The following is a 24,549-nucleotide window of genomic DNA, read 5'->3' as shown; positions in this document are numbered from 1 at the left end:
GTTAATTAAACCTTAAGCCTTTTTATCTGTCTAATCTTACAAAACTATCAATACCAAAAACTATGCAGCGCAACATAAAATATCTAATAGCTTTCTGTGCTATTGCGTTGAGTGCCTGCTCAACAAGCCAGAAATTAGCTTCTACGCCAGGCGTTGACGACGATGATGTATACTTTACCCGGGCAAAAGCCGGTGACCAGATTGTTTACGCCGACGATAACTATCAGGCTAATAATGGTTACAACAACGGCTATGACAATGACGACTATTATTATTACGGAGATTATTCGTCGAGGATAAACCGTTTTAATTACTATTCTCCGTTTTCCTATAATAACTTTTACTACGGCTATTCACCCTACAACCGCTTTGGTTGGGGCGGTGGCTGGAACATGGGTTTAGGCTTTAATTACGGCATGGGATATGGTTATGATCCTTTCTTCTACAGCGGAATGTACTCACCCTATTTTTACGATCCATATTATGCGTCTTTCTATGGGTATGGGTATGGCTTGGGTTACGGATATGGCTTAGGCTACGGCTATGGTTATGGCGGTTTAGGTTATGGGTACGGCGGTGGCGGCTTTTTAGTTGGCGGTTATGGGCAAAGGCAAAACCCACGTCCGGTTTATGCCGGTGGCACGGCTGCTACTTCAACTACGCCGGGCAGAACAACCGTGTACCAAACAATGCCGGGCCGCAGACCAGGCGATTTAAGTACACAAAGTATTAGTACTGTTGGCGGACAAACGCGCGCTGTGCGTGACACAAGAACGCGCGACGGCATTACGTCCCGTCCTGAAGTGCAACAAGTTAGGCCATCATATAGCCCACCACCTGCTCCAAGTTCAAATTCTGGTGGCGGCGGTGGCGGAGGAAACTCTGGCGGCGGTGGTGGCGGCGGTCGTCCGGTTAGACCATAAACTTTTATCAGCTATAAACTATGAGAATAAAACATATAATATGTCTGGTAGCTTTAACAGCTATAGGCAAAAGCAGCTTTGCACAATATGCCAAAGATGCTGTGCGATTTTCAACGGCACAAACAGGGACAACCTCGCGTGTTAAAGCCTTAGGTGGTGCAAATGTTTCTGTAGGCGGAGACCTGACTTCGGTTGGTGGCAACCCCGCCGGCCTGGGCTTCTTCACACGGTCTGAAGCCAGTATTACACCTGAATTTAATGGCACGAAGAATAATGCAACTTATTTAGGGCAGTCGTCCACGCAATCAAAAAACTCCGGCAACCTTAATAATGTTGCGGCAGTTTTTTATAGCAGATTAAACTCGCCCCGTGGTACAGATAAAACCAAAGGCTGGTTAAGTATGAATTTTGGCCTTGGCTATAACAGAACTAATGATTTTGGCGAAAAAATAGCGTTTGGCGGCACAAACTCAGCCAATACTATAAATGACTACTACGGAAGTTTGGCAACATCATCAGGTATTCAGGGCGACTTTGTTCAGGGTTATGCGTATGACCACAACCTTATTGACAGGTATAGTACCAATCCTGATGTATACAAATCAAATAACCCGCATACTACCAGCAACAATCAGCTGACAACTCCGGTTACTCAGGCTAACAACATTATGCGAACAGGCGGACAATCTGAATTCAATTTATCGTTGGGCGCTAACTACAGTAATAAACTATACCTGGGATTTGGCTTAGGCATTACCAGTCTGAATTATAACTCAACAAATGTATTTAATGAGACCGGCGTAGTTAGTGTTGACGAGGGGACCGCTACTGTACCATTATACGTTAACAGAAACTATAACTCTACATATAGCCAATTCCAGAATACAAAAGGCGCCGGCGTAAATGCCAAAATTGGTTTGATCTATAAAATAGATGAAATGGTAAGACTAGGCGCTCAAATTACCAGCCCCACCTGGATGAGCATAGACGACGCTTTTAGCGAAGGTTTGAACACCCAGTTAAGCAGCAATACAAAATATTCGAGCATGTCGCCTGATTATACTTTAAGTTACACCATGCGTACGCCGTTTAAGGCGGCGGGCGGCCTTTCGGTATTTTTAGGTAAAGCAGGTTTTATAACCGGCGATATTGAATACGTGAACTATAGCTCAACCAGGATCAACAAAACCGATGGCTATGATCCCTCATACGATAACTCCGTTATTAGAAATACGTACAAGGGCGCTGTAAACATTCGCGGTGGTGCAGAAATAAAGGTAGTGTCTAACTTTATGCTTCGCGGGGGTTATGGCCTAATGGGCAGTCCGCTTAAAACTGATGGTAAAAACACCACTATGGCAACCGGCGGTTTAGGTTATCGTTTTGGCACCTATTATATTGATGCTGCTTATCAGCATGTATCAGGCACACAAATTATTAACCCATATTTATTGGGTTCTGCTTCGCCCGCAGCTAATGTTACGCGTACTAATGATAACTTATTTTTAACCTTAGGGATGAGATTTTAAGGTTATTGCGATTAGATACTTCGAGCCCTTCCGGTAACCGGGAGGGCTTTTTTTTGTTGCTACACAGAGTGCAAATGGTTGTCCAGCATCTATAATTTGTACTTGCATACTTGCTCTCGCCAAAAAAAATTATACGATATTTGATTTGAGACTTAATTGTTTTAAATATAAAAACACACGCCTAAAAATAATTTGATTATATGCTTACCATAGACAACTATCTGGACAGTCATTACATAAGCAGGAGCAATTGGCTGCGGGCCGCAGTTTTAGGGGCTAATGATGGTATTATATCTGTTTCGAGTTTGGCTATTGGTGTGGCAGCTGCAAGTAGCACCCGCGAACCTATACTTCTGGCCACTGTAGCCGGACTGGTAGCGGGAGCACTTTCTATGGCTGCGGGTGAATATGTATCGGTGAGTTCGCAAACCGACACGGAAAAAGCTGACATTGAGCGCGAGGCTTTAGAGTTACAGGAAATGCCGGAAGAAGAACTTAAGATGCTGGCACAGATATATGAACGACGAGGCTTAAAAAAGGAAACAGCTATACTGGTAGCTGTTGAGTTAACAGCGCACGATGCCCTGGGTGCGCATATGCGAGATGAATTGGGTATAAACGAGATCAGTCAGGCAAACCCAATACAGGCTGCTTTAGCATCGGGCGCATCATTTACTGCGGGTGGGCTGCTACCCCTGCTGGCAGTTTTGTTTTGCCCTGTAAAACAAATGGAATATTATTTATACGCATTTACCATAGTGTCATTAATGATATTGGGAGCTGTTGCAGCCAAAACCGGGGGCTCAAGCATTAAGAAGGCAATTGCGCGTATAACCATTTGGGGGACATTAGCCATGGGACTATCCGGTTTAGTGGGTTATATTTTCGGCGTGAAGGTTTGATAAGTTAAGCTCGGCCTAAAAATATTTTTCCAGGTTCAGCCCATAAGTAAACAGTAAATTTTCGCTGCTTGTGCGGTTTTGCCGATTGTAGCTTAGTGACGAACTAATACTTAACCAGCTACGTAATTTAAAAGACAAAGTATTGTTAGTGCGGACAATATAATCATATCGCCTATCGAAAGAGTTTTGTAAAAAACTACTGCTTTCAAAGGTTACCAGGTTACTTATATTAAAACGCATGGCCAGCCGGAACGAATTACGGTAAGTATGATAAGCATCTTTAATATTGCCGGGTAACATCAAATCGCTGGTATCATACAATACACCGTCGCTTAAATTAAAATAGGCGTCTGGCCTGTCTATAATACTGTAAGCTATCCCCGCGCCGGCCAGTAATTGGCTGTTGATTTTAAGTGAATAACTGGTGTTATAGTTCAGTAGTCCCCAGAAGTAAAAATGTTGCGGCCCTTTGTACAAATTAAAATCAACGAATGATGAATAATCGTTATTGGTTAATCCCGCGTTTTGCCGCCCGTATATCCAGGTGTTGGTGAAATTGAGGGAGATGTCTTTTCTGCGAATATTGAACTTAAGGTTGTTATTCAGTAAATAAGCGGTGTTTCCGTTGGCCTTGTTGATAGAACCCGTTGGTGCAAAACTTACGTGATAAAACGTACTATCGTTATATTGTGCACTGGCTTTGCCAACATACATTAAAAACGCTAAAAGCAATATAATTTTTATTTTTCTTAAGGCCATCAACCATTAACTACTTCACCCCCGTTTACATGGATTACCTGCCCGGTGATAAAAGATGCATCATCGAAGCTAAAAACACATAGGCCGGCCCTAATTCAGAAGGCTGTCCGGCTCTTTCCATGGCGGTTTGTGTGCCGAACTTTTCTATATCTTCTTTTTTAAATGTAGATACTATAAGCGGTGTCCAAACAGGTCCCGGTGCAACTGCGTTTACCCTTATCTTCTTTTTAGAGAGATTAGTAGCCAGTGAGCGCGTAAACGATGTTATAGCTCCTTTTGTTGATGAGTAATCTATCAGGTGAGGCGATGACCGATAAGCGGTAACAGAGGTAGTATTGATGATGCAATCGCCTTCTTGCATGTGTTTAAGCGCTGCATCGGCAAAATAGAAATAGGCGAATATGTTGGTACGGAAGGTTTCTTCCATGTGCTTGTCGCTTATCTCATTAAGCTCCTCTTCGGGGATCTGCATACCGGCGTTGTTAACCAGAATATTGAGCTTGCCAAATTCTTTTACCATTTGTTGCACAGCCTTTTCACAGAATGCGCTCTTTTTAACATCACCCTTTATCAATACGCATTTGCGGCCAACGCGCTCTACTTCTTTTTGAGTTTCTAACGCGTCGATATCCTCATTCAAATAAACTATACCCACATCAGCACCTTCCCGCGCAAAATGTATGGTAACCGCCCTGCCTATGCCGCTATCACCACCGGTTATCAGGCCTACCTTACCCATAAGTTTGCCAGCGGCTTTATAGTTGGGCTTTATATATTCAGGGCGCGGGTCCATTTGGGCCTCAATACCCGGTTGTTTGTTTTGCTTTTTAGGGATTTTGGTTGCCATAGCGGTAGCTGTTGTTTTTATTTACAACTACCGTTTTAAGCAGAATGTTTAAAGAATTTGCAATATCAAATAATTTGTCTTTCTAAGCGATAGCGAAGAATATTATCAAACTATCTTGATCGCGTGGTACAGAAAAGCGAATAAGATTCTTCACTGCGTTCAGAATGACAGTATCCAGTACTACATCCGTTCCGGCACAGCAATACCCAGCATACCCATTCCCCTACTTATAACCTTCGCTGAAGCAGCAGAAAGTTGCAGCCTAAACTGTTTAGCCAGCTCATCCTCAGCTTGTAAAATAGAATGCTCGTGGTAGAATTTGTTGTATACTTTGGCTACTTCGTATACATAATTGCCAACAATTCCAGGGTTATGTCCCCTTGCAGCATCCACAATCGTTTCCGGGAATTTGCTTAAAAGTACAATCAGGTCGCGCTCTTCCGGTGCCAGTTCCGTTGGTTTTGATGCATCACCGGCAATGCTTGCACGGTTTAACACCGACTTAATACGTGCATGCGTATATTGTATAAACGGACCTGTATGACCTTGAAAATCAACCGACTCATTCGGGTCAAATAACAGGCGTTTTTTAGGATCAACTTTCAGCAGAAAGTACTTCAACGCACCCATGCCTATAGTATGGTATAGCTGCTGCTTTTCTTCCTCGGTAAAATCATTCACCTTGCCCAAGGCTTCGGTTACTTCTTTAGCTGTTGATTCCATTTCGGCAATCAGATCATCAGCATCAACTACAGTACCCTCGCGCGATTTCATTTTTCCCGATGGCAGATCTACCATGCCATACGACAAGTGGAATAAGCCCTTTGCCCAGCTTTTTTGCAGTTTTTGCAGGATGAGGAACAATACCTTAAAGTGATAATCTTGCTCGTTACCTACCACATAGATAGATTCATCCATGCCAAAATCATCGTATTTTAGCTGTGCGGTGCCCAGATCCTGTGTAATATATACCGAGGTGCCATCTGCACGGCGCACCAGTTTTTCATCCAGGCCATCCCCAGTCAGATCTATCCAAACAGAGCCGTCTTCCTTTTTAAAGAAAACGCCTTTCTCCAAACCTTCCTCAACAATATCCTTACCTAACAGATAGGTGTTTGATTCATAATAGAATTTATTAAAATCAACCCCCAAGGCTTTGTAAGTTTTACCAAACCCATCATATACCCAGGTGTTCATGGTTTTCCAAAGTTCCATTACCTCGCTGTCGCCTGCCTCCCACTTTTGCAGCATGGTTTGCGCCTGTTTTATCAGCGGGGCGTGCTTTTTAGCTTCCTCTTCCGTTTGCCCCTCGCCTTTTAAAAATTCTATTTCCTTTTTATATTCCTTATCAAAGATCACATAATATTTACCTACAAGGTGATCCCCTTTCATACCTGTCGATGCAGGCGTTTCGCCATTACCAAACAGCTGCCAGGCTAACATAGATTTGCAAATGTGTATGCCCCTATCGTTAACCAGATTGGTTTTTATCACCTCGTAACCGGCAGCCTTTAATATCTCTGCAACCGAATAGCCCAAAAGGTTATTACGCACATGGCCAAGGTGTAGCGGTTTGTTGGTATTAGGCGATGAATACTCTACCATCACCTTTTTGCCATTGGGTTTAATAACAGCAAAATCATTGGTGGCGATGTTTTTATATAATTGATCTATCCAAAACTGATCCGACAAAGAAATATTTAAAAAGCCTTTGATCACATTAAAAGCAGAAACCTCTGTAAGCGCATCTTTAATAAACTCGCCTATATCAGTGCCTGTCTGCTCCGGAGATTTTCGCGAAAACTTAGTGAACGGAAATGTCACAATGGTTACCTGCCCCTCAAACTCTTTGCGGGTTTCCTGCAGACTAACTTCGGCAGGTGTAATATCAACTTGGTAGATATGTTTTACTGCTTTTATGGCAGCATCAATTATAAAATTCATCGTAGGCAAAATTAGTCATTTAGTCGGGAAGTCGGAAGGGTTTATAGTCCGGAAGGCGGAAAGACCGAAAGTCCGAAAGACTGTAAGTTAAAATATTTACAATAGTTAGCCCGCAACTCGGAAAGGTTTTTTGGTTATTAGAAGGTATGCACTGGCATTTGGTTAACTATCTTTCTGAATTTCGATTTATAAAAATCTTTCCGACTTCCGGTCTTTCTACTTACATAAACACAAACATTATAAAATTTGCGTTAAGCAAATATTAAGTAATATTCATCAGCCCCTTAAGCTGTTTACAGTTACATAAAATAAGATAGCTTTGTCTATTAAATATGACACAACAATCTGATATTATCATAAACGTAGGCTCTGAAATAGGCACCTTGCGTTCCTTATTGATCCACAGTCCCGATAGCGGCCTGGGCCGCGTAGTCCCCTCAAAAGCACAGGATTGGCTTTTTGAAGACATTGTGCACCTGGACAGCATGCGCAAAGACGAATACGATTATTACATTAAACTATTGCTGTACTTTCTTGATCCGGATAAGATAAAGGGGAAACTAAAACATATAGACGCGAAGGAAAATGACCGTAATTTTTTTAAGCCTGACAATACAGACTTTTACTCATCTGATAAAGTAATTGAAATACAAGCCCTGCTTGCTGATATCTTACAACAGGACGAGATCCGCAATAAACTGGTAGCATCGGTTTGTGCCATTGAGGGCTGCACCTATGTTATGCAGCAAAAATTGATAGACACTACACCTTTGGAGCTGGCTAAGATCTTTATTTCAGGATCATTAAACGCTGCCGAAATGATTTTCGCTCCTATCCCCAATCTGATCTTTTCGCGTGATTTAGGCGTGGTTATTAACGATCATATTTTGTTGAACCGACCCGCTAAAAAGGCCCGTTCGCGCGAGACTTTGTTGATGCGATACATATTTTTTAATCACCCGATGTTTGCGGCTTACCACGATAAGATAATTGAGATAAGCGAAACCAAACAGCACTTTTTACGCCCGGGCGAGGCCAGCGAAGAAAAAACCACCATTGAGGGCGGCGACCTGATGATGGTTAGCGAGGGGCACTTAATTATTGGCTGTAGCGAACGCACCTCTATTAGTGGCGCCAACGAGGCCATTAAGTTGCTGTTTGAAAAGGATGTGGTGAAAAAAATAACCATCGTAAAAATACCGCATAAGCGCGACTATATGCATTTGGATACGGTAGTTACGCAGGTAAAACGTAATGTATGGGTATTGCTAAGATCATTAAGCGGCACCGAGATTGAACCTTTACAAAACGATGCAGTAGGATGGTTTAGCGACAAGAAAAACAAAGACAAAACAGAAATAGTACAGTTTAGACAGGATAAAAAACCCAAGAGCTTCGCCACGCTGGAGGCCTTATTGGATAATATCAGCAAAAAAGATCTGGGATGCACAGAACCTACCCGCTTCATTTATTCAGGTAATGATGAATTTCCGTTTGACGCCCGCGAACAATGGACGGATAGCTGTAACCTGCTGGCCCTGCGTGAAGGGGTGGTTTTAGGGTATGACAGAAATGACAAAACCATAGGCGCGTTTAAACAAAACGGCTTTAAAGTTATTAATGTAAAAGAGCTGCTAAAAAAACTGGAAAACAATGAAATTGATGCGCAGGAAATGAAGGATACGCTGATATTGATGCCTTCGGCAGAGCTTTCAAGAGCGCGTGGTGGTTTCCATTGTATGAGTATGCCTCTTGAGCGCGACGCGCTCAGTTCATAGTTGATGGGTCAGGGATCATAGCCAAATATGTTTTTTGACCAACAACTATTAACCAAGAACCATGACCAAGAACTATGAACCAAGAACCAAGAACTATATTAATGATCCGCCCGGTAAGTTTCGGGTTTAACGAACAAACGGCGGAGAGTAATGCTTTTCAAAATCAGGATGCAGATCAACAGCTTGTGCAGGAAAAAGCCCTGGCCGAGTTTGATGCATTTGTACAGGTTCTGAGAGAAAACAGCGTTGATGTAACAGTTATTGAAGATACACCCGAGCCACATACACCCGATTCCATTTTTCCGAATAACTGGGTGTCGTTCCATGAAAATGGCGACGTTTTTTTATACCCGATGCAGGCCGAAAACCGCCGGTTGGAACGGCGCGAAGATATTATCCGTCAGCTGGAAGAAAAATTTAAGGTAGGCCATGTGATAGATCTAAGTCGTTTTGAAAAGCAGGGGCAGTTTCTGGAAGGGACGGGAAGTATGGTATTAGATCGTGAAAACAAGATAGCCTATGCATGCCTTTCACCGCGTACAGATGCTGATGTGTTAAATGCTTTTTGTGAACATGCAGGGTATAAGCCCATGCTTTTTAATGCAGTGGATCAAAATGGCAAAGCGATATACCATACCAACGTTGTAATGGCCATTGCCGCCAAATATGTGGTGATATGCCTTGAAGCCATTGCAGACGATGACGAAATGGAAGCCGTTATTGATTCCATTTCATCTACCGAAAAGGAAATTATCGCTATAAGTCTTGAGCAAATGAACCGGTTTGCAGGTAACATGCTGGAGGTGTTCAATGATAAGACCGAAAGTTTAATAGTAATGTCGCAAGCGGCTTGGAACTCATTAGACGGTGAGCAGAGGGAAGTATTATCGAGCTTTAGTAAACCTGTTTTTGCTGATATTAACACTATTGAACAAAACGGTGGCGGCAGTGTGCGATGTATGATGGCGGAGGTGTGGTTGCCTGTCCTTTAAGTTGCTCTATATCGGCTTTAAATAACAGAAGCATACCATGTAATTATTTTTATATTTGTACTAGTTACTTCATGTTATGCTAAACTTTCGCCTTATCATATTGTTCGTATGTATTTTTTTTACTGCTCTGTTAACTACTGGCTGTAAAAAAGGTGGTGCTGAACCAGGATCAGAAAACGAAACAAACATCGTTACTGTAAGTACGTTTGCCGGAAATGGTTTGAGTGTTGTTGCCGACGGAGTTGGCGCAAATGCCTCATTTCAATATCCACGCAAAATTACTATTGATAATGACCGCAATTTGTATGTTATGGATGGTAACTATACAAAAATTAATATTCGCAAGATAACCCCTTCAGGTGCGGTTGTTACAATTATTAGCGATCCTACGCTAAGCGACTACAATTTTAGAACTTCCCCCAGCGGGGACAATTATCTGTATACCAATTCCGGAAGAGTTTTTAAAATAGATGGTTCCGGTAATAAAACAGAAATCATTTATGATCGTTTCCTGACGCCGGGTATAGAGGCTTTTGATCAACTAAATAGCATCGAAGTAGATGCTTCGGGCACTATATTTTTTATTGCGAAAGGCAGTATTTATAAGCTTGAAAAATCCGGTAAATTATCTTTATTCTATCAGGCTGATAAAAATCCGTTTTATCCTGGGTATATACAGTCAACTATTGATTTTCACGGCAATATTTATATTGTTGAGTCATTTAATATGGGTTGTAAAATAAAAAAAGTAAACAATGCTGGTCTACACACATTTATTGATGTTAAGCCACCTTCCGGAATGGAGGATTTGTTTGTAATAAATAATGTAACTGTTGACTCTCAGGGCAATTTTTATTTTATAGTATACGGTTTGACTATTTTATCGGGGTCAGAAGAATTGCCGAGGGCACATCATATTTATAAAATGGATAAAAATGGAATTATTACCCGCATTGCCGGTAACGATGCCAAGACGCCTCTCATTAACGGATCAGGGTTATCAGCTACCTTTAATTTCCCATTAGGGATTGTAATAGACAATTTCAACAATCTCTATATTGCTGATTCTCGTAACAATCTTATCCGTAAAATAGAAATACGAAAATAATTCTCTTTCGCATTTTTGCGCATGTTCTATACAAGCACTTAAGGCGCGAGAGTGATTGCCTAGCCTCAATATCAAATATCAATGGATACTTCAATAGCGCGTATTGGCACTGTTCTATCACTACTAAAAAGATTAGAAGATTGCCCTTTGCAGGAACGCGAAAGTTCAGTCGAAGCGGAATTGCTGATCTTGTCTGAATTTACAGACGGCATAAGCAACCTTCAGTCGGGCGATAAGATAATATTACTTACCTGGATGCATCTGGCCGATAGAACAGAGCTAAAAATTCAACCCCGTAACAACATAAACACGCCGTTTATAGGTGTTTTTTCTACGCGGTCGCCCAACAGGCCCAACCCAATAGGCTTACATAGGGTGACGGTACTTTCAGTAATGGGTAATTTGATAAAGGTGTCGGGCCTGGAAGTGCTTGATCAAACACCATTGATAGACATTAAACCAGTGATAGATTGACCTGATAATGGTTGGCAATACTTCAAAACGGGGTGATCCAAAGTGATCCAAAATGATCCAAAAAAGTGCAATTTCACTATTTTTCAATCACTTGATAATTAACACCTTATGAATGTTTTACAGCTAATTTTACTGACTTAAAAGTAGTTTCACTTTTGGAAAATTAAAAAATGCAAATTGTTAATTATCAATTGATTATAATAAAGTGATCCGCTTTTTTTTCGTGAGACGCATATTTTTTGGATCACCTGGTTATTTACCATAATCATAATAATTACATTGCTACCACAAAAATATTGCGGCAATGTTAATGTATTAATAACGTTTAAAAATTACATTTGCCCCAAATTTTAATAAATGCAGAGTTACCAGGAATTTCTTGATCTGAGCGTTGGCTTTCCACAGGAAGGTTTTGAGATCATCGATGATGAATTATACTTCCATGATCTTAACTTGATGGAAATGATAGAAACGTACGGCACCCCGCTACGTTTCACTTATTTACCCATGGTTACCAAGAAGATACAACAGGCTAAACTGTTGTTTCAGCAGGCAATTATTAAAAACAACTATCGGGGCAGCTACAAGTATTGCTATTGCACCAAAAGTTCGCACTTTAAACACATTGTTGAGGAAGCGCTAAAGAACGAGATCCACCTGGAAACATCCTCGGCTTTTGATATGCCGATGATTGACGCGCTGGAGAAAAAAGGCGTGTTAACCAAGGATATGACCGTTATCTGTAACGGCTTTAAAACTTTCCAATACAAGCAGTATATAATTGATATGCTACACGATGGATTTAAAAACATCATCCCCGTGCTGGATAACAAAGAGGAGTTTAATCTGTACGATGATGAGATAGAGATGAGCACTCCTTGCAACCTCGGCATCCGTATAGCGGCCGAAGAACAACCAGACTCGCAGTTTTATACATCGCGTTTGGGCGTCCGCATGGAGGACATTATCGATTTCTATTATAACAAGATCGAGAATAACCCAAACTTCCAGGTTAAGCTGCTGCATTTCTTTATCAACTCGGGTATATCCGATACGCCCTATTACTGGAACGAGTTAGAGAAATACGTTACGCTTTATTGTAAGTTTAAAAAGATCAACCCGCATTTGGATACCCTTGACATTGGCGGTGGTATGCCATTTAAAGATTCGCTGGTGTTTGACTTTGATTATGAGTACATGATCAACGAAATTGTAAAGCGGATCAAAGAGATCTGCGCCGAGCATGATACCATGGAGCCTGATATCATTACCGAGTTTGGTAAGTATACCTGTGCTGAAGCGTCGGGTATATTATACAAGGTATTAGGCCGCAAACAACAAAATGATCGTGAGCGCTGGCTAATGCTGGATGGTTCGTTCATTACCAACCTGCCTGATGTTTGGGCCCTTAACCAAAAATACATCCTGTTACCTATCAATAACTGGGATTCTGAATACGAGCGCGTCAATTTAGGTGGCATCACATGCGATGGTCAGGATTATTACAACCAGGAAGCCCACATGAACAGTGTATTTATGCCTAAAACCCGCAAGGTTCAATATTTGGGCTTTTTTAATACAGGGGCCTACCAGGAAGTTTTAAGCGGTTATGGAGGTATACATCACTGTTTACTGCCATCACCTAAACACGTCATCATACGCCGCAACCGCGACGAGACATTTAACTTTGAGGTGTTCGGCGAAGAGCAGAACAGCAAGCAGGTACTTAAAATATTAGGCTATACAACTTAGTTTAGTTGATTAGTTAATTGGTGATTAGCGATTAGTTTTAGATATTTAGAACATATTGCTAATCACTGACTAACTAAACCATGTTTGCCAACCACAAGGGCGAAATTCCTTTTGTCATTCTGCTACTACCCTTTCTGGTGGGGATTGGTTTGGCTTTGTACCTCACAGATTACACATCTACCAATGTTCCTTTTATTTTACTTGTTTGTTTAGGTGCGGTATTTTTCGTTCTGAATATCAGTTATAGACAATTCAGTATCTATAAGTTCAACTGGCTTGGCGGTGTACTAATACAGGCCATATTATTCTGCGCCGGATGGGTTTGTGCTATCGACCATAATGAGCTTAACAAGGCCGATCACTTCTCTAAACATAAATCGCAATACCTTGCAATAAAGGTTGCTACAGAACCTGTTGTTAAGAACGGATCGGTTCGGTTCGCTGCTACCGTAAACGGGGGTATAGAATTCGGTAAGCATTCGACTGTATTAGGGCAACTGTTAGTTAATATTAAGGACAGCGCGGCCTTTTACCTGAATTATGGCGATGTGCTATTGATTCCGGCAAGGTATAATACCGTTGACCCTCCCTTTAACCCTGCTGAATTTAATTACAAGCAGTATCTGGCCCACCAGAATATTTACCATCAGGTATTTCTTTATACTCGACAATACGCAGTGATAGAACGCAACACGGGCAATCCAATCATCGCTTATTCTTTGCAATTAAGAAAGAAGCTGGTAGCTAAATTTAATACCAGGATGCACGATTCATCGGCCATAGCTGTGGCATCCACCATGATATTGGGTTACAAAGCCGATTTGAGCGATGATGTATTGCAAGCTTACGCGAATACCGGCACTTTGCATGTGCTATCTGTATCGGGAGCGCATGTAGCTATCGTGTTCGTCTTGTTAAGCTGGGCATTGTCGTTTTTAAACAAATTCGAGCATGGCAAGTTTATGAAGACCTTTCTGATAATAACCTCAATATGGGTATACGCGCTGCTTACGGGCTTTTCGCCTGCGGTTAACCGGGCAGCGCTAATGATAAGTCTTATCATAGTTGGCAATAACTTTTACCGGTATATAAATCCGCTAAATCTGCTTGCTGTGTCGGCGTTTGCTTTATTACTTTATAACCCATATTATATAACAGATGTTGGCTTTCAGCTCTCCTACCTGGCAGTTGGTGGTTTGATCGTTTTTCAGCCGGTATTATATAAAACCCATCAATTTGAGCATAAATGGTTAGATAAGTTATGGTCGTTATGCACAGTTTCTATAGCAGCGCAGATTATTACGTTTCCACTAAGTGTTTACTACTTTCATCAGTTCCCACTTTATTTTTTGTTGAGTAACCTGTTTATTTTGTTACCGGTTTTAGCCATTATGTATATTGGACTGGCATTCCTATTGTTCTCATGGATTCCGGTGATTTCTGATGCGCTAGTGTACCTGCTCGAAAAAAGCGTTATTGTAATGAACGAAGGTTTGAGTTTTATTAAGCACCTACCTTATGCCAATATTAATAAGTTATGGATCAGCAAGATTGATTATTTGCTGATTTATTGCGCGATTATTCTCCTGTTCTATTTCCTTTATAACCACAATAAACGGTTGCTTAATTTAAGTTTGGTGTTATTGTTTGTTGTTATGATAAGCGTTGCATGGAAAAAAATTGATTCCCAAACCGATAGTTCTATAACCTTTCTTAACCTAAAAAAGCAACGTGCAATAGTTTTCATAAACGGAACACAAGCTGTCGTTTTATCGGACTTGAATTCGACCGATAAAAACTACCATTATTCCATTCAACCCGGTCTGGATAGCGCTAAGGTTGAAAGTGTAAACGTTTATGGCTTCGCCGAAAATATTGATCTACCGCAGTTAAAGAAAAGTGGAAATCTTATAAGGTTTCAAAATAAAATCACCGCCTTGCTTGATAGTTCTTCTCAAAACCTGAAACCATTACACCCACTTAAAGCCGATTACGTTTTTATAACCCATACTCCCCCTATTTCTATTGCAAAGGTTAACCAAATCTTTAACAGCCAACTGTTAGTTGTTAGTTCAGACAATAGCGACAGGTACATTGATTCCCTTAAAAAGCAATTATTGAAAAGCAGCAATAAGTATTATTTACTTAAGCACAATAGGGCCCTTAATCTCAGCTCCGATTAAATCACAAGGTCATACGGAAGGACTTTGTTTAGTCACATGTAAATTCACCCCCGTAACAAGTAATCGTCAATATTTTTAGTAAAGGTTTTTTAACGTCAGACTAAAATAGAGTATTTTTGCCATCCGATGTTGAGAAGTCTTTTTTTTAGCTTTATACGGTTCTTCCTTTTTTGGCTGCTTTTTTTTGCCATTACTCGCGCTACGTTCGAGATTTATTTTTACGGGCATATGCACGGTGTATCTGCTACCGATATTATCAAAACGTTCTTATACGGCATCCGTATGGACTCCTCGGCTACTGCCTACATTGCTACAATCCCTTTATTGGTATTTATTGCTGAGTGGTTTATTGACGGCAAGCCTTTAAAGCCAGTCTGGTTGCGTGCATACACTTGGGTTTGTGTGTTTTTTATAAGCTTTATAGCAATTATTGATCTGGGGATATTTACCGAATGGGGCGCCAAAGTAAATTTTAGGGCGTTTGAAACCTTGTATAATTCACCCAAAGAGTCATTTTCATCAACATCGTCCGCACCTATTGCATTACACGTTACTATTGGTGTAATTTTGCTGACACTTGGATTTGTGTTATCCTATTTCATTCTTGATTATCGCATTAAACGCCCTGCTGTAACTATAGGTAAGAAGATACTTTATTCCCTTTTGCTGTTCGGAATTAATTTTATCATTCTGCGGGGCACATTGTTACCTGATCCCATTAACCAAAGTGCAGGCTATTTCTCAGACAATCAGTTACTTGATATATCCGCTCAAAATACAGAATGGAACCTGGCCAACAATATTTTTGAGAATCTGCGGCATCCTTATAATCCTTACTTGTTTATGCCTGCCGCACAAGCGAAAAAAACAGTTGAGGACGCTTTTAAAGTCGAAAAGGATAGTACTGTAAGCATACTAACAACAAAAAGACCTAACGTAGTTATCATTCAGCTGGAAAGTTTTACAGCTGATCTGATCGAGTCGTTAGGCGGTGACAAAGGTGTAGCGCCGAATTTTGAAAAGCTGGCCAAAGAAGGTGTATTGTTTAACAATATTTACGCAGCAGGCGACCGTACAGATAAGGGTGTTATTGCTATTTTAAGTGCATTTCCGTCTCAGGCTATACGTACTATTATTGTGGATACACTTAAGCAACGCAAGCTGCCATCGCTTATAACAGCGTTTAAAAATAACGGTTACTATACCTCCTACTTTTATGGCGGGCATAGCAATTACATGAACTTTGATACCTACATGTATGATCATAAGATCGACATGATATTTGATAAGTCGCATATTCCGGCTGATCAGATCGGTTCTGTCTGGGGAGCTCATGACAATGTGCTTTTTCAAAAAAACATCGTTGAATTAGGTAAGCATACACAACCTTTCTTCGCCCTTGTACAAACCCTTACAAGTCACGAGCCCTTTGTGTTACCAACTGCACCTCATTTTAAAGGTAAGGATGTGGCAGAAATGTTTAAAAGCACTGCCTGGTTCACAGATTCGTGCCTAAATGCATATTTTGAAGATGCTAAAAAACAGCCCTGGTACAAAAACACCCTATTTGTTGTAGTAGCCGATCATGGGCACCGTTTGCCGCGCAGCACTTCGTGGGCGTATAGTCCGGGCAAGTACCATATTCCCTTGCTGTTTTATGGCGACGTGATAAAGCCTGAGTATAAAGGCCAAAGGGTAACAAAGTTAGGTAACCAAACTGATCTGGCTGCAACTCTGCTCGCTCAATTAGAATTACCGCATAAAGATTTTGAGTGGTCAAAAAATCTGCTTAATCCACACAGCAAAGAGTTTGCTTTTTATGATTGGGATAATGGCTTTGGATTTATGATGCCGCAGCAAGCCGTTGCGTATGATAGTCAGGGGAAAAGAATTATTTACCGGAAAAACGCTACTGCTGCTGTTAAACTAACGGAAGAAGCACTGAATAATGGGAAAGCTTTTATGCAGCAGATCTATACCGAGTATTTAGCTTATTAATGACCGTGATTAACGTGATTTATGGATTGACTTGTTTTAAAAAAATATTAAAATCCATAAATCAAAAAATCCTTTACTCAAGGTCCACTTCTCTTCCCAACGCTATTACCCAATCATTAAACAGACGCGTCTCTAACTCGACAGCATTGTCTGCATAGCGCTGCCAATCAGGCGAGAACTTGTGCAGTTGTGCTATCATTTCCTCTAAATGTCCTTCTTCTTCCAGTATTATCGACTTAACGTTTACCTTGCTGCCTGCATTATCTAACGCTTCTTGGTACACAGGATACAGCCCATCTGCGCGTACTTCAATAGCATAGGTTACTAAGAGATACGCTGCAAAACGCAGCTCTTTTCCAGAAAGACCCAAATCTTTCTTCAAATAACGCGACACTTCTACATCAAGCACATTTAAGTAATATTTGCTGTAAGCCGGCGCTACCAGGTATTCATCTGCATAGGTTGGGCAAAGCTCTTTACCGGCTTTTTCTATCTGTTTTTTAAGATAGAAGGCGTGACGGTGTTCTTCTGCCGCGTGTTTTAAAATTATATAAGTAACAGTAACCGGGTCCTCGCTGGCTGATATTTTGCGCGCTCCGGTATTTTCCATTAATGATAATGTATTTAACCAGCGGGCATGTAATTGATTATTAGATATTATTTTAGGTAGTATAGTAGCTAAGTTCATAGTCATTGTTCTTATAATTGAAACGGTATTGTAATCACAGATCATTTGCCTTAGGTAGCAATTGCTGATCAACTAATCACCAATCTCTAATAGTGCCTGTTCAATTTTGCTGTAAATGTACTCCAAGTCGGTATTGCTAATGCAATACGGAGGTAAAATATAAATAACGTTACCTAATGGACGTAAAATTATACCGGCTTCTAAAAAGTAATTATACAAAACATCGCGCAGCGAACTAAAGTAGGATGTGTTACTTCCTGTTTTCCATTCCAGGGCCAGTATCGTTCCTGTTTGGCGCACATCTTTAAGTTTCGGGTGATGCTTTATCCGTTCAGCAAACGCTGAATGCTGCTCTGCTATTCTTTTTATATTATCGCTTGTAGCTTCTTCCAAAAAAAGATCCATACTTGCCAAAGCTGATGAACAAGCTATGGGGTTGGCTGTAAATGAGTGGCCATGAAATAATGTTTTAAGTTTATCATCACTCAAAAAAGCATCAAAAATTTGCTGTGTACATGTAGTAACACCAAGCGCCATGGTTCCGCCCGTAAGTCCTTTGGAAAAACACATAATGTCTGGCTTTTCAGTAACATGATTACAAGCGAAGGGCATGCCCGTGCGACCAAAACCCGTGAAAACCTCATCATCAATAGTCAAAACGCCTTCTTCCCTGCAATGTACCATTAGCTCATTAAGATATTGAGCTTCGTACATGATCATTCCCGCAGAGCCCTGTACCAAGGGCTCAAAAATGAAACAAGCTAATTGAGATTTGAGACGTGAGATTTGAGATTTGAGATCTTGTATGTTTTCGTTATTGGGCAGATCAATAAACTCCACTTCAAATAACAAAGAATCAAAAGCAGCTGTAAAAGCACTTCGTCCGCTTACGGCCATGGCACCAAATGTGTCGCCATGGTAGGCATTTTTAAAAGCAAGTAACTTAGTTCGTTTTTGCCCTGTATTATGCCAGTATTGAAGGCACATTTTAATGGCCACTTCTACCGCAGTAGACCCGTTATCAGAATAAAACACCTTTTGCTGGTTATCAGGTAGAATTGCTAATAATCGTTCAGCCAATTCAACGGCTGTTGGATGTGTAAAGCCGGCGAATATAATATGCTCCAATTGCTTTAGCTGCTCGGCTACTTTCTGCGCAATGTGTGGATGAGCGTGGCCGTGAATATTTGTCCACCAAGAAGATACAGCGTCAATATACCGGGCGCCGTCTTCTGCAAACAGATAAACACCCTCGCCCCTAACTATGGGTATAGGCGGCAAAGCCGTTTTCATTTGGGTGTACGGATGCCATATTACTTTTAAATCTCTCTCAACTAATCCCATATTGTTTTTTCAATAATTTGACCACATGCTGGTCTATCGGAAAGGTAACATCTTCTACTTTTAAATCGCTGATTTTTATCCAGCGAAAGGCTTGCAAAACCTCACCTTTCTCGTCAAAATCAAAAGGCGCTTTTTTAAAATTAGGCTGTAGCGGTGCAGTGTTTTTTATAATGTAATAAATACTAACAATCTGTGCGTCGCTGAATGCCGATTTTATGAAGAAATCTGTCGTATAAAAATGGCTTAAAACCGCTACTTCAGCATTGCATTCCTCCATAAACTCACGCTTCAGGCCATCAATAGTACCTTCGCCGTATTCCAATCCCCCACCCGGGAATTTGGAAAACAGCATGCCATATTCTTTTTCATCGCTGATCAATATTTCATTGTCAGTATTAATAAGCAAACCGTATACACGAATACTATGATGCATATTATTCTTCAAAGTGTTTTTTGTTGCGTATCACCCTGTCAGGCGTCCACACAATGTCTTCTCGTTTTGGCTCAAACCTTATGGGGCAATTAGGCATGCTGCAATAGTGGCAGCAATCGGGCAGGCATGGGTCGGTATGAATAAAGAGTTCTGTTTTAGTAACGTCGTTATTTATCATTTTATCTACCAGCGACACCTCCTCATGTACTTTGTTGAGGTCGAAGTAGTTCGGTAAAGTTAAGTGGCAGTCAATATGCAGTTCGTTGCCGTATTGCTGTGCCCTAAAATTGTGTATGTCTATCCACTCGGGCCGGCGTTGGTCATTTAATATTTTGATCACCTTGTTTACTACATCAAAATCGGCTTCGTCCATTAACCCTCCAACAGACTTTCTAACAAGCTTATAACCAGTAAACACTATGTAAAACCCTACCAGGATAGATAATATGCTATCTAACAACAAAATTCCCGTAAAATTTATCAACAACAAACCTACAACCAATGCGCCGCTTGTTACCATGTCGGTTATCAAATGTTTGCCGTCGGCCTCAAGCGTTATTGATGCAAGAGCCTTTCCTTTGTTAACCATGTAGTAGCCTAACGCTCCGTTTATAACGCCCGTAATGCCGATTATAACAGCGCCTGTTAACAGGTTACTCACCGCATGCGAATAAAATATGCCATAGGCAGCTTTTATTATTATTAATATGCCTGCTAACAGAATAAGGGCCCCTTCTACAAAAACAGAGAAGAACTCTACCTTTCCGTGGCCGTAAGGATGATTTTCGTCACGAGGCTGCGCCGAAAGATAAATGCTGAAAAAAGCGAAGGAACTGGCTATAACATTTACCACACTTTCTGCAGCATCAGTTAAAATAAAAGTTGATGAGGTTAAAAAATAGGCCCCAAACTTGGCCATCATGAGTATGGCGCCTGTTACAAGAGAGATTAATATGATTCGTTTTTGTTGATACAAAACTGCTTTATTAAACGCCAAAGTTAGAAACTCCAAACGGCATTTACGTAAAAATGTTATTTCTGTTTAACAGGCAAATCTTTATAATAAAACACTTAAACTTTAGTCTACCTGTTTAGTATAGAATTTCTATATTTGCGCCCGATAACCATCTAAAACACAAAAATGAGTGCACTAAGTAACAGGATAAACAACCTGTCGGAATCAGCAACTATCAAAATGGCCAAAATGGGCCGTGAACTTGCCGCAAAAGGCGTTGATGTGATCAATCTTAGCTTTGGAGAGCCGGATTTTAACACTCCACAGCATGTTAAGGATGCCGCCAAGAAGGCCATGGATAATAATTTCACCTATTATACTCCTGTGTCTGGCTACCCTGAACTGCGTAAGGCTGTTGCCGCCAAGCTAAAGAACGAGAACGGTTTGGATTATGATTTCAGCCAGATAGTTGTATCAACCGGTGCAAAGCAATCTATTGCTAATACCTTATTAGTTTTGGTTAACCCAGGCGAAGAGGTGATCATCCCTACTCCTTATTGGGTATCTTACTCAGAGCTGGTTAAGTTAGCCGAAGGTGTAAGTGTTTTTATAGATTCTACAGTTGAAACTGATTTTAAAATTACGCCGGAGCAACTGGAAGCTGCTATAACGCCAAAAACCAAATTGTTTATGTTTTCATCGCCTTGTAACCCTACAGGCAGTGTTTACACTAAGGATGAATTAGAAGGCTTGGCTAAGGTATTTGAAAAATACCCTGATGTTTATATTATGGCCGATGAGATCTACGAGCATATCAATTTCTTAGGTAAACACGAATCAATAGCACAATTTGACAGCATTAAAGACCGTGTTATTATAATAAATGGTTGGTCAAAAGGCTTTGCCATGACAGGCTGGCGTTTAGGCTACACAGCTTCAAACAAAGAAATTGCTGCAGCTATTGATAAATTACAGGGCCAGGTTACATCAGGCACATCATCGATCACGCAGCGAGCCGGTCTTGCCGCGTACGAAGGTGGTTTAGAAACTGTATTAGAAATGCGCGAAGCTTTCCAAAAGCGCCGTGGTATTGTTTATGAGATGTTGAGTGCTATTCCGGGTATTAAAGTAAATCTCCCGGGTGGAGCATTTTATTTCTTTCCAAATGTTACATCTTTCTTTGGCAAGAGCTATAATGGCAGAACAATTAATGATGCAGACGAATTAAGCATTTACCTTTTAGAAGAAGCACATGTATCAACCGTAGGCGGTGATTCATTTGGCGATAAAAAGTCTATACGCATATCTTATGCCGCGTCTGAAGAAAAACTGATTGATGCGATGAATCGTATTAAAGTTGCTTTAGGTAACTTAAAATAATAAACACCGATCTTTCATTATAAAAAAGCCTTCCCGATTTTAGGGAAGGCTTTTTTTATGTTATAGTATACCCGCTTGACCAAATGTTGTTTTGTAAGATAACTTACCTACAAAATGTCGTTTGTAATGTTTTTAACCTCAAAAACTGACTTATTCGTCAGTTTTGTAAAATAGTCGGTACTATTATTTGTTGGGTTGAATTGTAAGCTTTATTTTTAAAATGTAATTTACCTAAACCTTATTACCAACCATAAAAAAAGCTTTGACGAAAATCAAGGCTTTTTTTATGCGCAATAAATGTGCCTATTGTTTAGCATAGAAAGTCTGTTCTACGAAATGATATTCTGTGCGGAGATCCAGCCCCCAGGCCAGTCGAGGCAAAGCATTATAAACACCTTCAAAAGTCATGTCTGTTCCCGTTAAATTCAGAATTGTTTTTGTTTCGCTTCCACCCCCATTTGGTTTTAATATTATGTTAGAACCATTTATGGTGTATTTTAAAAAAGAGGTTGTATCAGCCTTCAATACTTCGTTCTGTTTGTAAGGCTTACCGGTAACATAAGCATTTCCGTTGGTGTTATATATTTCAAACCACCAGTTAACGTTATTGGCGGCATCATATTTTATAGTTGTGTCTTTTATTAGCGTATTGTCATCTAAACTGTATACCAGCGTATGTCGTTGATTAACTACCCATTTTCCAACTATTAAAGCCGCATTTTTTGAAGATATTTTTACCTCAGGCTCCTTTTTGCAGGCTGCTGCGGCTAAAACAATAAAACACGGTAAAAGCAAATAACGAATTTCTTTCATAAGGGCAGACGAGGTATAGATGTTTAACAAAAATATAAAGATTTGTTTTAAAGTTTTAGTTATCCTTTATAATATTTTTGCCTTATGGACGATATTTTAGGGAAGGCCGTGTACGATCATCATAAAGGGTGCTTTGCAGGCAAACTATGGATATACAATAAATATGGACCGCGTGAAGAAATGCCTGTTGATGCATATTTTAGAGCAGAAGACGATATGCCCGATATGGAATGGCTTGCCATTGAGCGATGTTATGGCAAAGTGCTTGATATTGGCGCAGGAGCCGGAAGCCATTCGCTGATATTACAACAAAGCTCGGTTGACGTAACGGCTTTAGATATATCCCCTTTGCTAACGTGCGTTATGCTTGACAGGGGAGTTGAGAAAGTTGTACATGCAGATATTTTTGAGTACAATGCCAGCACTTTTGACACCCTTTTATTATTAATGAACGGAATTGGTCTGGCTGGAAATATAGAAAAGCTAAGGGCGTTACTCCATCACCTAAAAACGCTACTTAACCCAGATGGGCAAATACTTTTTGACTCATCTGATGTTGCGTACTTATATAAAGACAATTTGCCTGCCAGCCATTATTATGGCGAAATAGCTTATCAATATGCCTATAAAAAAGTCAGATCAGAATGGTTTAACTGGCTTTATATTGATGAGCAAACGATGGCATCCATAGCAGCTCAATGTGGTTTTGATATGGAAGTGTTGCTGGAAGATGAATTTGGGCAATACCTTACAAGGTTAACTTTAACTAAAAGGCTATAGAATATTGAAGATTTAAAACCCATTTACGCGTTAACCCATCCGGACGTAATTTTCTGCCTATCGCAGGCATAGCTGCAATTAGTTCAAGGCGGTTATTATTACCAAAACTTTTTGTTACGTTGATACCTTGATTAAGGGTAAGCCCTTGTGAATTGATAAGTGCTATTCGGGCTCCGTCACGGTTGAGGTAACTGTCATTACCTGTATGGTAAATTGCCAGCAGGTTGGGCTTCAGCGTAATTGATGCGGGCAGATTTATATAATATCCTAAACGAAACAACACATCTGGCTGACGGCTAAACTTATTCGTTGGAGGAAAATTGTTAATACGGCTATCAGGTGGGAAATTATCTGGAAAAAACCCGCTTTTATTATTTTGAATAACCGGTACCTGCAAAGCGGCGTCCAATTCAAAATGACCGCCGTATACATAGTTAACCCCTCCTATTAAGTCATAAGTGCCAATGCTTGATTGATAATCAAGCGGTAAAGCTAAACCCGCAGCGTTTTTATCATTTGCAGTAGTTAATGGTATTTTTACGCCACCAATAAACCTAAGACTACTATTTGCGTAATTAGTTGGCATATAAGTAATTACTCCATATATATCACCCAGGTTAAATTTACTGCCTGAAAAGCCGTTTGCGTAGGTTGAAGTTAATTTCCCCTGGATAGTTAAACGCTCATTTACAGTTACACCATATTGAATATATGGATTATAAGTAAGCGTTTTTTGCTCGCCATAGCCAAAATTAAAACCTACATCGAACATTCGCTTGGGCTGAGCACCACCAGAAACATTCTTTAAAGCGCCAAGGCTGCAGAAGCCGGCGTCGCTACATCCCTGCGATAATACACGTAATGATACAGCTGCTGTAAAGAAAAAGCATAAAAATAATTGTTTAGTCATTTAGGCAAGCCATTTTGAATAGGCGCAAACTAAGGTAACATCATTATTTTCAAATAA

At 40.5% G+C, this 24,549-nt stretch carries 21 protein-coding genes; 12 read left to right on the top strand and 9 right to left on the bottom strand.

Annotation, left to right across the window (positions count from 1 at the left end; all coding sequences use genetic code 11):
- Window positions 1-62 precede the first annotated feature (62 nt).
- From ACVW2L_RS06750 to ACVW2L_RS06740, 3 genes are all read left to right on the top strand, one after another.
- Complete coding sequence (locus tag ACVW2L_RS06750; protein ID WP_457127200.1) at window positions 63-923, top strand: hypothetical protein; 861 nt, start codon at window positions 63-65, stop codon at window positions 921-923.
- 20 nt (window positions 924-943) lie between these two features.
- A complete protein-coding gene (locus ACVW2L_RS06745; RefSeq protein ID WP_457127199.1) occupies window positions 944-2,452 on the top strand; it encodes an OmpP1/FadL family transporter in 1,509 nt (502 codons plus the stop codon).
- Window positions 2,453-2,652: 200 nt separating this feature from the next.
- Window positions 2,653-3,354 (top strand): VIT1/CCC1 transporter family protein, encoded by a 702-nt coding sequence (locus tag ACVW2L_RS06740; RefSeq protein WP_457127198.1) that lies wholly within the window; start codon window positions 2,653-2,655, stop codon window positions 3,352-3,354.
- A gap of 15 nt (window positions 3,355-3,369) precedes the next feature.
- Here ACVW2L_RS06740 and ACVW2L_RS06735 read toward each other — a convergent pair whose 3' ends face one another.
- The 3 genes from ACVW2L_RS06735 to argS form a co-directional block, all read right to left on the bottom strand.
- Window positions 3,370-4,113, bottom strand: a complete 744-nt coding sequence (locus ACVW2L_RS06735) for a DUF481 domain-containing protein (RefSeq protein WP_457127197.1) — start codon at window positions 4,111-4,113, stop codon at window positions 3,370-3,372.
- A 34-nt stretch (window positions 4,114-4,147) separates the two neighbouring features.
- Window positions 4,148-4,960: an SDR family oxidoreductase gene (locus ACVW2L_RS06730; protein WP_457127196.1), complete on the bottom strand. Its 813-nt coding sequence runs from the start codon at window positions 4,958-4,960 to the stop codon at window positions 4,148-4,150.
- Window positions 4,961-5,140: 180 nt separating this feature from the next.
- Window positions 5,141-6,904 (bottom strand): arginine--tRNA ligase, encoded by a 1,764-nt coding sequence (argS, locus tag ACVW2L_RS06725; RefSeq protein WP_457127195.1) that lies wholly within the window; start codon window positions 6,902-6,904, stop codon window positions 5,141-5,143.
- A gap of 332 nt (window positions 6,905-7,236) precedes the next feature.
- Here argS and ACVW2L_RS06720 point away from each other — a divergent pair, with 332 nt between their 5' ends.
- The 7 genes from ACVW2L_RS06720 (at window position 7,237) to ACVW2L_RS06690 (ending at window position 17,189) form a co-directional block, all read left to right on the top strand.
- Window positions 7,237-8,682, top strand: a complete 1,446-nt coding sequence (locus ACVW2L_RS06720; protein ID WP_457127194.1) for an arginine deiminase family protein — start codon at window positions 7,237-7,239, stop codon at window positions 8,680-8,682.
- A gap of 74 nt (window positions 8,683-8,756) precedes the next feature.
- Window positions 8,757-9,674 carry a citrulline utilization hydrolase CtlX gene (gene ctlX, locus ACVW2L_RS06715; protein WP_457127193.1) on the top strand — a complete coding sequence of 306 codons (918 nt, stop codon included), beginning with the start codon at window positions 8,757-8,759 and terminating at the stop codon, window positions 9,672-9,674.
- Window positions 9,675-9,984: 310 nt separating this feature from the next.
- Window positions 9,985-10,782 (top strand): hypothetical protein, encoded by a 798-nt coding sequence (locus ACVW2L_RS06710; RefSeq protein ID WP_457127192.1) that lies wholly within the window; start codon window positions 9,985-9,987, stop codon window positions 10,780-10,782.
- An 81-nt stretch (window positions 10,783-10,863) separates the two neighbouring features.
- Window positions 10,864-11,256, top strand: a complete 393-nt coding sequence (gene tsaA, locus ACVW2L_RS06705) for a tRNA (N6-threonylcarbamoyladenosine(37)-N6)-methyltransferase TrmO (protein ID WP_457127191.1) — start codon at window positions 10,864-10,866, stop codon at window positions 11,254-11,256.
- Between the two features lie 357 nt (window positions 11,257-11,613).
- Window positions 11,614-13,008 (top strand): arginine decarboxylase, encoded by a 1,395-nt coding sequence (locus ACVW2L_RS06700; RefSeq protein WP_457127190.1) that lies wholly within the window; start codon window positions 11,614-11,616, stop codon window positions 13,006-13,008.
- Between the two features lie 80 nt (window positions 13,009-13,088).
- Window positions 13,089-15,191, top strand: coding sequence for a ComEC/Rec2 family competence protein (locus ACVW2L_RS06695; RefSeq protein ID WP_457127189.1), 2,103 nt, complete (start codon window positions 13,089-13,091; stop codon window positions 15,189-15,191).
- A gap of 228 nt (window positions 15,192-15,419) precedes the next feature.
- Entirely contained in the window at window positions 15,420-17,189 is a 1,770-nt protein-coding gene (locus tag ACVW2L_RS06690; protein WP_457127188.1) for an LTA synthase family protein, read from the top strand.
- A gap of 73 nt (window positions 17,190-17,262) precedes the next feature.
- On the opposite strand, the gene ACVW2L_RS06685 is transcribed toward ACVW2L_RS06690, so the two are convergent.
- From ACVW2L_RS06685 to ACVW2L_RS06670, 4 genes are all read right to left on the bottom strand, one after another.
- Window positions 17,263-17,877 (bottom strand): hypothetical protein, encoded by a 615-nt coding sequence (locus ACVW2L_RS06685; protein ID WP_457127187.1) that lies wholly within the window; start codon window positions 17,875-17,877, stop codon window positions 17,263-17,265.
- Between the two features lie 72 nt (window positions 17,878-17,949).
- Complete coding sequence (bioA, locus tag ACVW2L_RS06680) at window positions 17,950-19,221, bottom strand: adenosylmethionine--8-amino-7-oxononanoate transaminase (RefSeq protein WP_457127186.1); 1,272 nt, start codon at window positions 19,219-19,221, stop codon at window positions 17,950-17,952.
- The gene (locus ACVW2L_RS06675; protein WP_457127185.1) at window positions 19,208-19,666 is read right to left on the bottom strand and encodes an NUDIX hydrolase; all 459 of its coding nucleotides are present in this window, start codon (window positions 19,664-19,666) and stop codon (window positions 19,208-19,210) included. The genes bioA and ACVW2L_RS06675 overlap by 14 nt, the downstream gene beginning before the upstream one ends.
- Window positions 19,656-20,630 (bottom strand): cation diffusion facilitator family transporter, encoded by a 975-nt coding sequence (locus tag ACVW2L_RS06670; RefSeq protein WP_457127184.1) that lies wholly within the window; start codon window positions 20,628-20,630, stop codon window positions 19,656-19,658. The genes ACVW2L_RS06675 and ACVW2L_RS06670 overlap by 11 nt, the downstream gene beginning before the upstream one ends.
- Before the next feature lie 165 nt (window positions 20,631-20,795).
- Here ACVW2L_RS06670 and ACVW2L_RS06665 point away from each other — a divergent pair, with 165 nt between their 5' ends.
- Entirely contained in the window at window positions 20,796-21,989 is a 1,194-nt protein-coding gene (locus ACVW2L_RS06665) for a pyridoxal phosphate-dependent aminotransferase (RefSeq protein WP_457127183.1), read from the top strand.
- A gap of 303 nt (window positions 21,990-22,292) precedes the next feature.
- On the opposite strand, the gene ACVW2L_RS06660 is transcribed toward ACVW2L_RS06665, so the two are convergent.
- The gene (locus tag ACVW2L_RS06660; RefSeq protein WP_457127182.1) at window positions 22,293-22,802 is read right to left on the bottom strand and encodes a lipocalin family protein; all 510 of its coding nucleotides are present in this window, start codon (window positions 22,800-22,802) and stop codon (window positions 22,293-22,295) included.
- A gap of 84 nt (window positions 22,803-22,886) precedes the next feature.
- On the opposite strand from ACVW2L_RS06660, the gene ACVW2L_RS06655 reads away from it, so the two are divergent.
- A complete protein-coding gene (locus tag ACVW2L_RS06655) occupies window positions 22,887-23,582 on the top strand; it encodes a methyltransferase domain-containing protein (RefSeq protein WP_457127181.1) in 696 nt (231 codons plus the stop codon).
- Here the strand turns inward: ACVW2L_RS06655 and ACVW2L_RS06650 are convergent.
- Window positions 23,569-24,492 (bottom strand): hypothetical protein, encoded by a 924-nt coding sequence (locus tag ACVW2L_RS06650; RefSeq protein ID WP_457127180.1) that lies wholly within the window; start codon window positions 24,490-24,492, stop codon window positions 23,569-23,571. The genes ACVW2L_RS06655 and ACVW2L_RS06650 overlap by 14 nt on opposite strands.
- Window positions 24,493-24,549 lie beyond the last annotated feature (57 nt).

It is taken from the genome of Mucilaginibacter sp. HD30 (assembly GCF_054061755.1).
The sequence above is the reverse complement of the archived record's forward strand: the minus strand, read 5'-3'. Positions and strand labels throughout refer to the sequence as shown.